The organism is Actinomycetospora sp. NBRC 106375, assembly GCF_030269665.1.
GTDB lineage: Bacteria > Actinomycetota > Actinomycetes > Mycobacteriales > Pseudonocardiaceae > Actinomycetospora.
The window spans coordinates 22272-35069 of the sequence record NZ_BSTS01000001.1; the positions used below are offsets into that span (position 1 = coordinate 22272).

Annotated in this window: 15 protein-coding genes; 8 read left to right on the top strand and 7 right to left on the bottom strand. The window is 75.2% G+C overall.

What is annotated here, in order from left to right; genetic code table 11:
- Positions 1-190: 190 nt before the first annotated feature.
- From QSK03_RS00130 to QSK03_RS00145, 4 genes are read right to left on the bottom strand one after another with little or no spacing between them, the layout of a single operon-like run.
- Positions 191-1162 (bottom strand): NAD(P)/FAD-dependent oxidoreductase, encoded by a 972-nt coding sequence (locus tag QSK03_RS00130; protein WP_285647936.1) that lies wholly within the window; start codon positions 1160-1162, stop codon positions 191-193.
- Positions 1159-2337, bottom strand: coding sequence for a hemolysin family protein (locus QSK03_RS00135; protein ID WP_285647937.1), 1179 nt, complete (start codon positions 2335-2337; stop codon positions 1159-1161). The genes QSK03_RS00130 and QSK03_RS00135 overlap by 4 nt, the downstream gene beginning before the upstream one ends.
- A complete protein-coding gene (locus QSK03_RS00140; RefSeq protein ID WP_285648563.1) occupies positions 2334-3692 on the bottom strand; it encodes a hemolysin family protein in 1359 nt (452 codons plus the stop codon). Before QSK03_RS00140 ends, QSK03_RS00135 begins: the two co-directional genes overlap by 4 nt.
- Before the next feature lie 16 nt (positions 3693-3708).
- Positions 3709-4173, bottom strand: a complete 465-nt coding sequence (locus QSK03_RS00145; protein ID WP_285647938.1) for a PPOX class F420-dependent oxidoreductase — start codon at positions 4171-4173, stop codon at positions 3709-3711.
- Positions 4174-4225: 52 nt separating this feature from the next.
- On the opposite strand from QSK03_RS00145, the gene QSK03_RS00150 reads away from it, so the two are divergent.
- The 4 genes from QSK03_RS00150 to QSK03_RS00165 all read left to right on the top strand — a co-directional run bounded on the left by QSK03_RS00150 (position 4226) and on the right by QSK03_RS00165 (position 7217).
- The gene (locus tag QSK03_RS00150) at positions 4226-4969 is read left to right on the top strand and encodes an SDR family oxidoreductase (RefSeq protein WP_285647939.1); all 744 of its coding nucleotides are present in this window, start codon (positions 4226-4228) and stop codon (positions 4967-4969) included.
- 94 nt (positions 4970-5063) lie between these two features.
- On the top strand, positions 5064-6038 hold the full coding sequence (gene coaA, locus QSK03_RS00155) for a type I pantothenate kinase (protein WP_285647940.1): 975 nt from the start codon (positions 5064-5066) through the stop codon (positions 6036-6038).
- A gap of 85 nt (positions 6039-6123) precedes the next feature.
- Positions 6124-6591 carry a MarR family transcriptional regulator gene (locus tag QSK03_RS00160; RefSeq protein WP_285647941.1) on the top strand — a complete coding sequence of 156 codons (468 nt, stop codon included), beginning with the start codon at positions 6124-6126 and terminating at the stop codon, positions 6589-6591.
- Between the two features lie 59 nt (positions 6592-6650).
- Entirely contained in the window at positions 6651-7217 is a 567-nt protein-coding gene (locus QSK03_RS00165; protein ID WP_285647942.1) for a mycothiol transferase, read from the top strand.
- On the opposite strand, the gene QSK03_RS00170 is transcribed toward QSK03_RS00165, so the two are convergent.
- Positions 7218-8015 (bottom strand): DUF427 domain-containing protein, encoded by a 798-nt coding sequence (locus tag QSK03_RS00170; protein ID WP_285647943.1) that lies wholly within the window; start codon positions 8013-8015, stop codon positions 7218-7220.
- Positions 8016-8076: 61 nt separating this feature from the next.
- Positions 8077-8730 carry a GOLPH3/VPS74 family protein gene (locus QSK03_RS00175; protein WP_285647944.1) on the bottom strand — a complete coding sequence of 218 codons (654 nt, stop codon included), beginning with the start codon at positions 8728-8730 and terminating at the stop codon, positions 8077-8079.
- Positions 8731-8822: 92 nt separating this feature from the next.
- Between QSK03_RS00175 and QSK03_RS00180 the strand changes: the two genes are divergently transcribed.
- Entirely contained in the window at positions 8823-9569 is a 747-nt protein-coding gene (locus QSK03_RS00180; RefSeq protein ID WP_285647945.1) for a YqjF family protein, read from the top strand.
- Positions 9570-9618: 49 nt separating this feature from the next.
- The gene (locus tag QSK03_RS00185) at positions 9619-10416 is read left to right on the top strand and encodes an MmyB family transcriptional regulator (RefSeq protein ID WP_285647946.1); all 798 of its coding nucleotides are present in this window, start codon (positions 9619-9621) and stop codon (positions 10414-10416) included.
- A gap of 21 nt (positions 10417-10437) precedes the next feature.
- Here QSK03_RS00185 and QSK03_RS00190 read toward each other — a convergent pair whose 3' ends face one another.
- On the bottom strand, positions 10438-11052 hold the full coding sequence (locus QSK03_RS00190) for a class I SAM-dependent methyltransferase (RefSeq protein WP_285647947.1): 615 nt from the start codon (positions 11050-11052) through the stop codon (positions 10438-10440).
- Positions 11053-11150: 98 nt separating this feature from the next.
- Between QSK03_RS00190 and QSK03_RS00195 the strand changes: the two genes are divergently transcribed.
- Together QSK03_RS00195 and QSK03_RS00200 are read left to right on the top strand one after the other, a co-directional pair.
- The gene (locus QSK03_RS00195; RefSeq protein WP_285647948.1) at positions 11151-12053 is read left to right on the top strand and encodes a hotdog family protein; all 903 of its coding nucleotides are present in this window, start codon (positions 11151-11153) and stop codon (positions 12051-12053) included.
- A 37-nt stretch (positions 12054-12090) separates the two neighbouring features.
- Positions 12091-12789 carry a DUF998 domain-containing protein gene (locus QSK03_RS00200; protein WP_285647949.1) on the top strand — a complete coding sequence of 233 codons (699 nt, stop codon included), beginning with the start codon at positions 12091-12093 and terminating at the stop codon, positions 12787-12789.
- Positions 12790-12798 lie beyond the last annotated feature (9 nt).

Below are 12798 nucleotides of genomic sequence, written 5' to 3' on the forward strand. Positions count from 1 at the left end.
GTCGGCGGGCACCGCTCGGGGTGAGGAGGTCGGTCGCGGGGGAGCCGTGACCTTCTCGTGACCGTTCCGTGAGCGAGAGTAGACGCGGGCAGAACGGACAGGCAGGCAGGTTGTTCCCGCGACGACGAGCGGGTGGCCCGATGCGGTCGGCGGATCACGCCGGCCGACGGGCGGGTGGACGATCAGGCGGTCAGCAGGCGACCCGGCCCGCGATCGCCCGGCCGAGCAGGGTGCCCGAGCGCCACGCCGTCTCGACCTTCGGGCTGCCCCAGCCGTCGCCGCAGAGCCCGACGAGGTCGTCGGTGAGCGCGAAGTCGTCGTCGCGGGGCGCGGCCGGGCTCGCGTAGGACCAGCGGTGCGCGTGGGTCCACGCCGGCGCCTGCTCGAGCCCGAGCAGCTCGGTGGCCGCCGCGACCACCGGGGCGATCGCGCCGTCCGGGTCGTCGAGGTGGCGGCGGGCGCGCTCCGCGCTCGTGTGCGCGACGAGGACGGGGGCGCCGTCTCCGCGGCGGTCGCCGTCGTCGGCGATCAGGTCGAGGTCGGGGTGGCCGTTGACGAAGGCGGCCGGGAACGGCGTCCACACGCGGTGCCCGTAGCCCAGGGCCACAGAGATCACCGGGTTCCAGGCCCGGTCGGCGACCAGGGGGCCCGCGCGCAGGGCGGGGTGCAGCAGCCGGGCGGCCTGCGGGTCGGGCATCGCGAGCACGACGGCGCAGGCGGGGATCCCGTCGACGGCGGGTCCCGGCTCGACGGCACCCACGGTGTGGCCGGTGCTCACGGTGATGCCCTCGGCGAGGTCGGCGACCAGCGAGCGCAGCCCGCCCGGCGCGGCCCAGCGCTGCGGGCCCGAGGTCGACGACCAGGTGCCGTCGGCGTCGTGCGCGGCGAGCGTGTCGGTCCAGGGCCGCGCGAGGCCCCGCGCGCGCCAGCCCTCGACGAGGGCGGCGAAGCCCTCGTCGCGGACGGTGAAGTACGCGGCGCCCAGGTCGACGACGTGCTCGGCACCCGCGGGCAGCGGCCGCGACGCCATGCGGCCCCCGACCCGGTGCGAGCGCTCCAGCACCCGCACCGGCGTGCCCGCGGCGTCGAGGGCACGCGCGCACGCGACGCCGCTGATCCCGCCGCCCACGACGAGGACCTCGTTCCGGACCGGGGGCGTCACGCCCGCGTCCCGGACCGGAAGACGTGCGTGCTGTCGCGCACCGTGCCGACGTACTCCTCGACGAGGTCCTCGAGCGCCACGAGGCCGACCGTCGCGCCCTCCTCGTCGACGGCGCGGGCGAGGTGCGACCCCTCCCGGCGCAGCGCCGCGAGCGCCTCGTCGACCGGCGCCGAGAGCGCGAGCTCGGGCAGCGGCCGCACGCGCTCGGCCGGCACCGGGAGGTCGCCGGCCTCGTCGTCGGAGGCGCCGTCGCCGTCGACGTCACCGAGGTCGAGCACGTCCTTGACGTGCAGGTACCCGTCGAGCGCGACGACCGGCGCGTGCTCGGCGTCGCCGCGCGGGGTGATCGGTGTCGTCCCGGGCTCGAGGGCGTCGGTGGACAACCGCGGGTGCACGTCGGGGGCCTGGGCGGCCTGCACCGGGAAGCGGGAGAACCCGGTGCGGGCGACCGCTTCCTCGACCGCGCCGACCGTCGGGTGCGGCGGCAGCACGGTGACGCGCTCGAGCGGGATCATCACGTCGGCGACGGTGTGCTCGGCCGAGCTGAGCGCCTGGGTGAGCCGCCGCGTCTGCGAGGCGTCGAGCAGGCCCTCGCGCCGCGACTCGGAGAGCATCTGCGCGATCTCCTGCGGGGTGTAGGCCGACTCGCGCTCGTCGACCGGTGTCACCCCGAACAGGCGCAGCACGTGGTTGGCGCACCAGTTCAGCACCACGATGACCGGGCGCGTCACCTTGAGGAACGCGACGAGCGCGGGCACGAGCCAGAGCGAGGTGCGCTCGGGCCCGGCGATGGCGATGTTCTTGGGCACCATCTCGCCGATCACGATGTGCAGGATCGTGACGATCGTCAGCGCGACCACGAAGGCGATCGGGTGGATCAGCACCTCGGGCACGCCGACCGGCTCCAGCACCGCCTCGAGCTGGTGGGCCACCGCGGGCTCGCCGAGCGAGCCCAGCGCCAGCGAGCAGATCGTGATCCCGAGCTGGGCGGCCGCGAGCATCATCGACAGGTGCTCCGACGCACGGATCACCGTGCCGGCCCCGGTCGCGCCCTCGGCGAGCATCGCCTCCAGGCGGTCGCGGCGCGCCGAGATCAGCGAGAACTCCGCGCCGACGAAGAAGCCGTTGGCCAGCAGCAGCGCGAGCATGAGCAGCAGCGCGACGGTGTCGCTCATGCCGGTGCCTCCGTCCCCTCGACCTCGACCGCGGCCGGCACCTTCGGCGGACGCACCACCCGGACCTCGGCGATCCGCCGCCCCTCGACGCGCGTGACGATGAGCTGCCACTCGTCGCGGGTGACGGCGTCGCCGACGTTCGCGAGCCGCTGCAGCTCGGCGACGATGTAGCCGGCGAGCGTCTCGTAGACGTCGCTCTCGGGGAACGACCAGCCCACGACGTCGGCGAGCTCGTCGGGGCGCAGCATCCCCGAGACGATCCAGATGTCCTCGCCGGCGCCGCGGACCCGGGCGGCCTCGCCGCGGTCGTGCTCGTCGCGGACGTCGCCGACGATCTCCTCGACGAGGTCCTCGAGGGTGACGATCCCGGCGGTGCCCCCGTACTCGTCGACCACCAGCGCCATCTGCAGCCCGGCGCCGCGCAGGCGGTCGAGCAGCTCGTCGCCGTCGAGGGAGTCCGGCACCGTGGTGGCCGTGCGCATGAGGTTGCGCAGCTTGGTGGTCGCGCGTCGTGACCGCGGCTCGGAGAACGCCTGCTTCACGTGCACGACCCCGCGGATGTCGTCGAGGTCGCGGTCGACGACCGGGAACCGGGAGAAGCCCGTGCGCACGGTGGCGGCGAGCAGGTCGTCCACCGTGTCGTCCTGCGAGAGCGACTCGACCCGGACCCGCGGGGTCATCAGCTCGTCGGCGCGGCGCTCGCCCACCCGCAGCGAGCGGGCCATCACCTGCGCGGTGCCCTCGTCGAGCGTGCCCTGCTGGGCGCTGGTGGTGACGAGCGAGCCGAGCTCCTGGGGTGAGCGCGCCGAGCGCAGCTCCTCGGCCGGCTCGACCCCGAGGCGCCGCACGATCCAGTTGGCCGACCCGTTGAGCCCGCCGATGAAGAACGAGAACACCCGCGAGAATCCGGCCTGGATGCCCGCGACCATGCGCGCGGTGCCCATCGGGCGGGCGATCGCGAGGTTCTTGGGGACCAGCTCGCCGAACGTCATCGACAGCCCCGTGGCGACGACCAGCGCGATGACCGCGGCCGTGCCCGTCGCCGCGCCCGGCGGCAGCCCGACGTCCTCCAGCACCGGCGAGATCAGTGTCGCGATCGCCGGCTCGGAGAGGTAGCCGGTGACCAGCGTGGTGATCGTGATGCCCAGCTGGGCGCCGGAGAGCTCGAACGAGAGGTTGCGGTGCGCGCGCTGCACGATCTTCGACCGGCGGTCGCCCACCTCGTCGACGTGGTTGTCGATCTGGCTGCGCTCGAGGCTGGTCAGGGAGAACTCGGCCGCGACGAAGATCGCCGTACCGAAGGTGACGGCGACGAACCCGACGAGGCCCAGCACCGACAGCAGGACGTTCACGATCGACCGTGTCCCCGTCTCAGCCGGTGGCCAACCGGGCGGGGAACCCGCCCGTGGCGATCGGACCCCAGCGCTCCACGGTGAGCCGGATCAGCGACTTGCCCTGGCGGGCCATCGCCTCGCGGTACTCGTCCCAGTCGGAGTGCTCACCCGAGATCGAGCGGAAGTACTCGACCAGCGGCTCGAGCGCGTCGGGGAGGTCGAGCACCTCGGCGGTGCCCTCGACGTGCACCCACGGGCCGTCGAAGTCGTCGGAGAGCACGCACATTGCGACCCGCGGGTCGCGCCGGACGTTGGTGACCTTGGCCCGCTCGGGATAGGTCGACACGAGCAGGCGGCCCTCGGCGTCGATGCCGAGCGTCACCGGCGACGTCTGGTCGCCCCCGTCGGAGCGACGCGTGACCACGATCGCCTTGTGCCGCGTGCGCAGGAACGCGTCGAGCTCCTCGCGCCCCACCCGGTCGGTCGTCGCGACGTTCGCCATGCCCACGAGCCTAGCTGCGGGGTCCGACGCGCCCCGCTCTACGGTGATCACCGTGGGTGCGCTGGACGGGAAGCGGGTCGTCGTCACCGGGGCGTCCTCGGGCATCGGGGCCGCGGTGGCCCGGGCGGCCGCGGACGCCGGCGCGCGCGTGGGGCTGCTGGCCCGCCGGGCCGACCGCCTCGCGGAGGTGGCCGGCGGGATCGGGGGCCACGCGGCGGCCGCGGACGTCACCGACCCCGACGCCCTCACCACCGCGGTCGACCGGCTGGCCGGCGCACTCGGCGGTCTCGACGCCGTGGTGGCCGCCGCCGGGACCATGCACCTCGGGGCGGTCGCCGACACCGACCCCGCGCGGTGGCGCGAGGTGTTCGACGTCAACGTCGGCGGCCTGCTCGCGACCGCCCGCGCCGCCCTGCCCCACCTCGGCGAGGGCGCGAGCTTCGTGACGGTGTCGTCGATGTCCGGGCGGCGGGTCCCGTCGGCCGCGGGCGGGGTCTACGCCGCGAGCAAGCACGCCGCGCACGCCGTCGACGAGACCCTGCGCCGCGAGGCCGGCCCGCGCGGGGTGCGCGTCACGACCGTCGCGCCCGGGTTCGTCGCGACCGACCTGATGGCCTCCCTGGAACACGACGAGCCCGGTCGCGGCGACGTCGTCGCCTTCCGCGAGCGCATGCACACCCTCGGGCTGACCGCGGAGCACGTGGCAGCCGCCGTGGTGCACGTGCTCGGCCTGCCGCCCGAGGTGACGGTCGTGGAGTACGCCCTCATGGCGACGGCCCAGCAGCGGGAGACGTAGCGGAGCCGGAGCTCGACCAGGGGAGGGCGATGAGTTCTCGGTTCGGTGACCTGCGCCGCAGCGAGTGGCGGGCGACCGGGCGGGCGCGTGAACAATGTCGCGCCATGTGCGACGGAGCCTGCGCGGGGCCGGCCTCGTGAGCGGGAGCCCGTTCGTCGACTTCGACCGGACGTCCTGGGCGCAGCTGCGCGACACGCGTGCCGTGCCCCTGACCGCCGACGAGCTCGAGGAGCTGCGCTCGCTGGGCGACCCGGTGGACCTCGACGAGGTCCGCGACGTCTACCTCCCCGTCTCCCGCCTGCTGGACCTGCACGTGCGGGCGACGTCGGGCCTGCTCGACGCCTACCGGACGTTCCTGCGCCAGGACGAGGTGGCGACGCCGTTCGTCATCGGCATCGCCGGGTCGGTATCGGTGGGGAAGTCGACGACCGCGCGGCTGCTGCGCCTGCTGCTCGCGCGCTGGGACGACCACCCCGACGTCGCGCTGGTGACCACCGACGGCTTCCTCTACCCGAACGCGGAGCTCGAGCGGCGTGGGCTCATGCGGCGCAAGGGCTTCCCCGAGTCCTACGACCGCCGGGCGCTGCTGCGCTTCGTCGCCGACATCAAGGCCGGCAAGCCCGAGGTGCCGGTGCCGACGTACTCGCACCTGACCTACGACGTCCTCTCCGAGCAGCGCCTGGTGTCCCGCCCGGACATCCTCGTGCTCGAGGGCCTCAACGTGCTGCAGCCGGCCCCGTCGACGGGCGAGCGGGCGAGCGCGCTGGCGGTCTCCGACCTCATCGACTTCTCCATCTACGTCGACGCCCACCCGGCCGACGTCCGGCGCTGGTACGTCGAGCGCTTCCTCGCCCTGCGGCAGACGGCGTTCCGCGACCCCGCGTCGTACTTCCGGCGCTACGCGGAGATGGACGAGTCTGCGGCGCGCGCGCAGGCGGCGACCCTCTGGGACACGATCAACGGCCCGAACCTGCGGGAGAACATCGCCCCGACGCGCTCGCGGGCCGGGCTCGTGCTCACCAAGGGTGGTGACCACTCCGTCCGGCGCATCCGGCTCCGGAAACTCTGACCCGTCCGGCCGTCGTCAGCAGGTCGCAAGGGTGACCCTCGGCCACTACCCGTCCGTGAGGGGCGCCCGGATGGGACCATGAGGCATGACCACCTCCGCCACCGGGACGCAGGCCGGGCCGTCCGGTGGGTCCGGATCGTCCGATCCCGACCTCCCCTCGCGCCTGCGGCTGGCCATCGGCCGTCTCAACCGCCGCATCCGCGTCGACACCGCCGCCGCCCTGCCGCCGCTGCAGACGTCGGTGCTGGCGACGCTCGAGGACCACGCGCCGCTGCGGCTCTCCGAGCTCGCGCGCCGGGAGGCGGTGACGCCGCCGACCATGAGCCGCGTCCTCGCCGCGCTCGACGACGCCGGTCTGCTCGTGCGCACGCCCGACCCGCAGGACGCCCGCTCCGCCCTCATCCACCTCTCGGACTCCGGGCACGACGCGATCCGCCGCATCCGCACGGAGCGCACGGCGTCGCTCGCCCACCGGCTGGATCGTCTGGACGCGGAGCAGCGCGCGGCGCTCGAGGCGGCGCTGCCGGCGCTCGAGATCCTCGTGGAGGAGTAGGTGCGAGACCGGACGGAGTAACACTGCGCGTCCGGGCGACGACACACCGTGTGTCAGGAGTGAGCACGACGACCCCGGGAGAGCCGGTGCGGTTCCAGGCACCCCTGCAACGCCGTCCGTCCCCGCCGGAGGTGGCCGACGAGCGCGAGGCCCTCGAGGGCTGGCTCGACTACTTCCGTTCGCTCGTGGTGCTGGCCCTGGACGACCTCGACGAGGCGAACCTGCACCGCCGGATCCCCGCGGAGGCCGGGCCGAGCCTGCTGGGGATCGTCAAGCACCTCACCGAGCTCGAGCGCACCTGGCTGGTGGAGCGCTGGGGCGGGCGCGGCGGCCGGCATGTCCCGAGCTACCTCGACGACCACGACGCCGGCTACCGCATCGCGGAGACCGAGCCGGCCGACGAGGTCGTCGGCACCTACCTCACGGTGTGCGAGCAGGGGCGGGACGCCCTGGCGGGCGCCGAGTCGCTCGACGACACCGTGCGCGACGACCGGCGCGGCCACATCGAGCTGCGCTGGATCCTGCTGCACGTCATCACCGAGACCGCCCGCCACGCCGGGCGCGCCGAGACGCTGCGCGCGGCCGTGCTCGAGACCCCGGCGCCCGAGGACCTCAGCCCCTCCTGATCAGCCGGTGACGTCCGCGCGCACGACCAGGTCGTCGTGGGCGAAGCAGACGAGGTCCTCGATGGCGCGCGACTCGTCCGTGGGCTCCTCGTAGGACCAGGCGGCGTCGGTGATCACGCGCCCGTCGGGCAGGCGCACCGAGTAGTAGGTCGCGTGGCCCTTGTACGGGCAGACCGTGCGGGTGCCGGACGGCTCGAGCGTCGCGGAGACGGCGTCCCGGGCGACGTAGAGGCGGTCGACCAGGCCGGTCTCGCCGAGCAGGACGCCGCCCGCGGCGTCGGCCACGGGCACGCCGTCGGTCGTGGCGACGGTGACGTGGCGGCTCGTGTGGCGCAGGTCGACCCGGTGGTACGGGTCGGTGAGGTGTCCGATCACCTCGTCGTCCTCGTCGAGCCAGCGGTCCGCGGCCTTCGGCGAGAGCACGGCCAGGCCCGCGAGCCACGCCGCGTCGGGCTTGGGGTCGGGGTAGGCCCAGACCGCGTCGGCGACGACCCGGTCGCCCACCCGGACGCTGCGGTAGGTCGCGTCGCCCTTGAACGGGCAGTGGGTCGTGGTGTCGCTGGGTTCGAGCAGGTCGGCCCGGAAGTCCTCCTCGGGCACGTAGAGCTGCGGCGGGAGCCCGGTCTCGAAGAGCAGGTTCGCGCGGGTCGTGTCCAGCACCGTCACCCCGTCGACCTCGGCGCGCACCCGGCGGGTGAACGGCTGGAGCAGCAACGAGTGCGCCGGGCCCTCCACCGTGAACGTGCGCGTCTCGGGCAGCTTCCGGGACAGCGGGCCACCGAACATGGTCAGGGCCATGACGACCTCCTCGGGGTGGGCGTAGACGGTACAACCCCGGCCGTCGGCGGCGTTGTTCCCGTCACGTCGACCCGGCGGCCGCGGCGCCCGCCGCGGCCGTGGCGGCGACGGCCGCGTGGATGTCGGCGATCGCCTTGCGGACCGCCTCGCCGGCCCACTCACCCTCGGCCACCTCCTTGCTCCGCGCCCGCAGGTCCCGGCGCGGGGCCTCGAGCAGCTTGTGCTCGGCCTTGACCGCCCGCACGAGGGCGACCAGCGCGGCGTCGTCGGTGCTCGGGGCGACACCGTCGACGAGCACGGCCCACAGCCGCCCGATCGCGGCGTCGCGCCGGGTCGTGTCCGCCGCGGGGTAGCGCGGGCTGCGCGGGATCCCGAGGAACGAGCGCTCCTCGACGCGCAGGGACCCGTCGTGCACCAGCCCGGCCATGAGCGGGTCGCGGACGCGCCCGTGCAGCTTCTCGATGGCGCTCTTCGGGGCGAGGTCGTCGGGCAGACGGCCCAGCGCGAGGTCGAGGACGTGGTCGCCGGTCGGCCCGCGGTCGTCGATCACCAGGTGGGTGCGCCAGCGGCCCTCGGCCAGGTGCGCCCGGCGGTCGAGGACGAGCTGCAGGACGACCGCGCCCGCGAGGGCCCGGGGCAGGGCGGTCGAGTCGACCAGCGGCGCGCCGGTCGCGGGGTCGTGGAGGAGCAGGGCCAGGTCCTCGGCGGTGCGCATGGGCTCATCGTGGCGTCCGGCGCGACGGCGCCGCCTCCTCCGTGCGACGGAGATCGGGCGTGGCGCTCCTCCGCAGCGGGGATGCGGGGGACGTGACCGAGCCCGGGACCCAGCCCGTGACCCGCGCGGCCCCGGGCTACACCGGGCCGACGATGATGACCCAGCGCTGGTGCGACGTCGCCTTCCTGCACTGGGCGGTCGACCCGGACACCGTGGCCCCGCTGCTGCCGCCCGGCGTCCGTCCCGACGTCCACGACGGCGCGACCTGGGTGGGGCTCGTGCCGTTCCGGATGGTCGGCGCCGGCGTGCTGCGCGGTCCGTCCATCCCGTGGCTCGGGACGTTCCCCGAGACCAACGTCCGGCTCTACACCGTCGACGCGCGCGGCGTGCGCGGGATCGTCTTCCGCAGCCTCGACGCCACCCGGCTGGCGGTCGTGGCGGGCGCGCGGGCGGCCTTCGGCCTGCCCTACCGCTGGGCGTCGATGTCGATCGCGGAGACGGCGGGGGAGAGGACCTACGTGACCCGGCGCCCCCACGCGAGCCGGGTGCGCGTGCGCGTCGGGGCACCGGTCGCGTCGGGCGAGCTGGAGGACTTCCTCACCGCGCGCTGGGGGCTGCACGAGCGCCACCTCGGGGTCGACTGGTACGTCCCGAACGTCCACGAGCCCTGGCCGCTGCACCGCGCCGAGCTGCTCGAGCTGGACGACACCCTGCTCGCCCGCGCGGGCTTCGCGGACCTCGCCGACCGCCCGCCCGACCACGTGACCTGCTCGCCGGGGGTGTCGGTGCGCTTCGGCTTCCCGCGGCCCTGGCGACGCCCCGGGTCACGCCGGCCATGACCTCCGAGGTCATGGCCGCCGTGCATCGGCGGGCCTACCGTCTGCCCGTGTGACGAGCACGCTCGACCGTCCGGCCCCGGGTGACCTGCTGCGGGGCTGGCGCACCCGGCGCCGGCGCAGCCAGATGGACCTCGCGCTCGACGTCGGCGTGTCGACCCGGCACCTGAGCTTCGTCGAGACCGGCCGGTCGCGGGCGAGCCGGGAGCTGCTCGTCGATCTCTGCGAGCACCTCGACGTCCCGCTGCGCGAGCGCAACACCCTGCTGCTGGCCGCGGGCTTCGCCCCGACCTACAGCGAGTCGCGTCTCGACGCGTCGGCCCTCGACGCCGTCCGTGGCGCGCTGGAGCACCTCCTCGCGGGGCACGAGCCGTTCCCCGCGCTCGTCGCCGACCGCTGCGGCGACGTCGTCATGGCCAACCGGGCGGTCGGCGCGCTGCTCGCGCGGCTCGACCCGGCCCTGCTCGCGCCGCCGATGAACATCTACCGGCTCAGCCTGCACCCCGACGGCCTGGCCCCGCACGTCCGCAACCTGCCCGAGTGGGCCGGGCACCTGCTGCACCGCCTCGAGCGCCTCGCCGACCTCACGGGCGACCCGCGCCTGGCCGCCCTGCGCGAGGAGCTCGCCGGGTACGCGCCGGCGGCCCCGACGGGTGCCGCCGCCCGCACCGCCCACGTCATGCTGCCGCTGCACCTCGCCCACCCCCACGGCGACCTGCGCCTCTACTCGACGATCACGCACTTCGGGGCGGCGTGGGACGTCACCCTCGACGAGCTCTCGCTCGAGTCGTTCGTGCCGGCAGACGCCGCGACCCGCGCGGCGCTGGAGCGGCTCGTGGGGGAGGGCTGATCCGGGGACCTCTCCAGAGCGTCAGCCGCCCGCCCGGCGCCGGACGGCGTACACGCCGATCACGGGGTCGTCGGTGGACGCGCGCTGCTGGGCCACCGGCTCGTCGAACACGCCCGCGTCCCGGAGGTACGTCGCGACGATCGCGGCCCGCTGCCGGTCGTCGGCCGCGAGCCAGCCCCGGATCGCCTTGGTGGGGAAGCAGCGGTTCGAGAACGTCAGCGCGAAGGTGCCGCCCGGGCGGAGCACCCGTCCGACCTCGCGGCACACCGCGACCGGCCGGACGAGGTAGTCGACCGAGACGGTGCAGACGGCGGTGTCGAAGGCGGCGTCGGGGAAGGGCAGGGTCGGGTCGGCGTTGAGGTCGTGGACCACCCGCGCGGCGGCCATCGGGTTGGCGTCGAGCTCGGCGGCGTTCATCCCGAGCACCGTGAGGTGCCGCGGCCGGGTGCGCAGGTGCGAGACCCACGAGCCCATGAGGTCCAGGACGTCGCCGGTCACGCCGACCTCGTCGTAGAACGCGCCGACCGCCGCGATCGCGCCGTCGTCGATGTGCTGCACGAGGCGCGGCGGGCCGTAGAAGCGGGCGTCGTCGCCGTCGTCGTCGCGGTCGAAGAACCCGGGCGGGAAGTCGGTCACGGCCCCCGGGTATCCCGCGGTCGGCCGTCACATGTGATCCGGGCGGCGCGACGGGGTCGTGGCCGGTCGCGGTGGGGACCATGGTCTCCATGGCTCCCATGGCCGATCACGCACCGGTGCTCCCCGCCGGCCCGTCGCTGGCCGAGGACGCCGCCGGGCTCACCGATCCCGCCGTGTTCCCGGTCCTGCACCCGGTGGTGCCGCGCTACGCCGACCTCGGGGGCGACGGCCGGGTGACGACGGTGGCGCTGAGCCGCTGGTTCGAGGAGGCCCGGGTCGCCGCGGCGCTGCCCCGGTTCCGGCGGCTGGTCTCCGACGGCGGCTTCGCCCCGTTCCGGGTGCTGCTCGCCGCGCAGCGGCTCCGGCTCCTGGCGCCGCTGACGCACGGCGGGGAGTACCGGGTCGGCACCGGGGTCCGGCGGATCGGCGGGTCCTCGTACTCCTACGGCCACGGGGTGTTCGACGGCGACCGGTGCGTCGCGGTCTCGGACTCCGTGACGGTGCTCGCGACCGGGTCGGGCCCGTCGGGACTGCCCGACGCCCTGCGCACCGACCTCGCCGCGCTGGTGCTCGAGGAGCCCGGCGGCGCCCCGCCGCGACCGGAGAGCGCCCGCCACGAGCGCGCGCGCTACCCGGTCGGCCACGCGGTGGTCTCGCGCATCGGCGACGTCGACACCAACCGGCACGTCAACAACGCCGCCGTCCTGTCCTGGTACGCCGACGCCGTGGCCGCGTGGCAGTCGGCGCGGCTCGACGACCCGGACGGCGGTCCGCCCGAGGAGCTCGCCGCGACCGCCTGGGAGGTGCAGTTCGTCGCCGAGGTCGCCCACCCGCGCACCTACGACGTCGCCCTGGCGGTCGACCCCGCCCCGGACGGGGGGCTGCACTACCGCGCGGGCATCTTCGCGGGGGAGCGGTGCGTGGGCCTGGCCGACGGGTTCGGCGCGGCGGGCCCGTTCGCCGGCCGCGGCCTGGGCCCCCGCTCGGCGTGGCGGGCGTGATCGGAACGCCGCGGGCTCCCCGGACGTTGGCCCGGTCGTGACGACGAGGATCGGCGCCCGCATGGGCGTGGTCGCGGTCGCCCTGGCGCTGGTGCTGATCGGGGTGATGCACCTCGTCGGACCGTCCTCGCGGGTCGACCCGGTCCGCCGCACGATCAGCGAGTACGCGCTGCTGCCGGGCGGATGGGTCTTCGACGTCGCCGTGGTCGGCCTGGCGCTCGGGTCGGCCGGGGTGCTCGCCGCCCTCGTCGCGGCGGGCATGGTCCCGGCACGCTCCTGGCCCTCGGCGCTGGTCGGGGCCTGGTGCGCGGGGCTGCTGCTGGTGGTGGCGTTCGAGAAGACGAACTGGTCGATCGGGCCCAGCGTCTCGGGCTACGTCCATCGCTACGCGAGCCTGGTGGCGTTCGTCGCGCTGCCGGTCGGGGCCCTGCTGATCGCCCGCCGCCGTCGTCGTGACCCCGACGCGCGCCCGTTCCGTTTCGGGGTGCGTGTGCTGTCGTGGCTGGCGCTGGCCTCGTTCCTCCCGATCGTCGGGGCCATCGCGTTCCGCGGGGTGCTCGGCGTGCCGTGGTGGCGCGCCGTCCCGCTCGGGCTGCTCGAGCGCGGCCTGGCCCTCGCCGAGGTGGTCGTCGTGGCCCTGCTCGGGCTGTGGGCGCTGGCCCACGCCCGCCGGGACGCCGCGGCGGGTCCGCCGGAGCCGCGGCCGCTCACGGCACAGTCCGCCGGCGCCCCGTAGCGTCCCGTC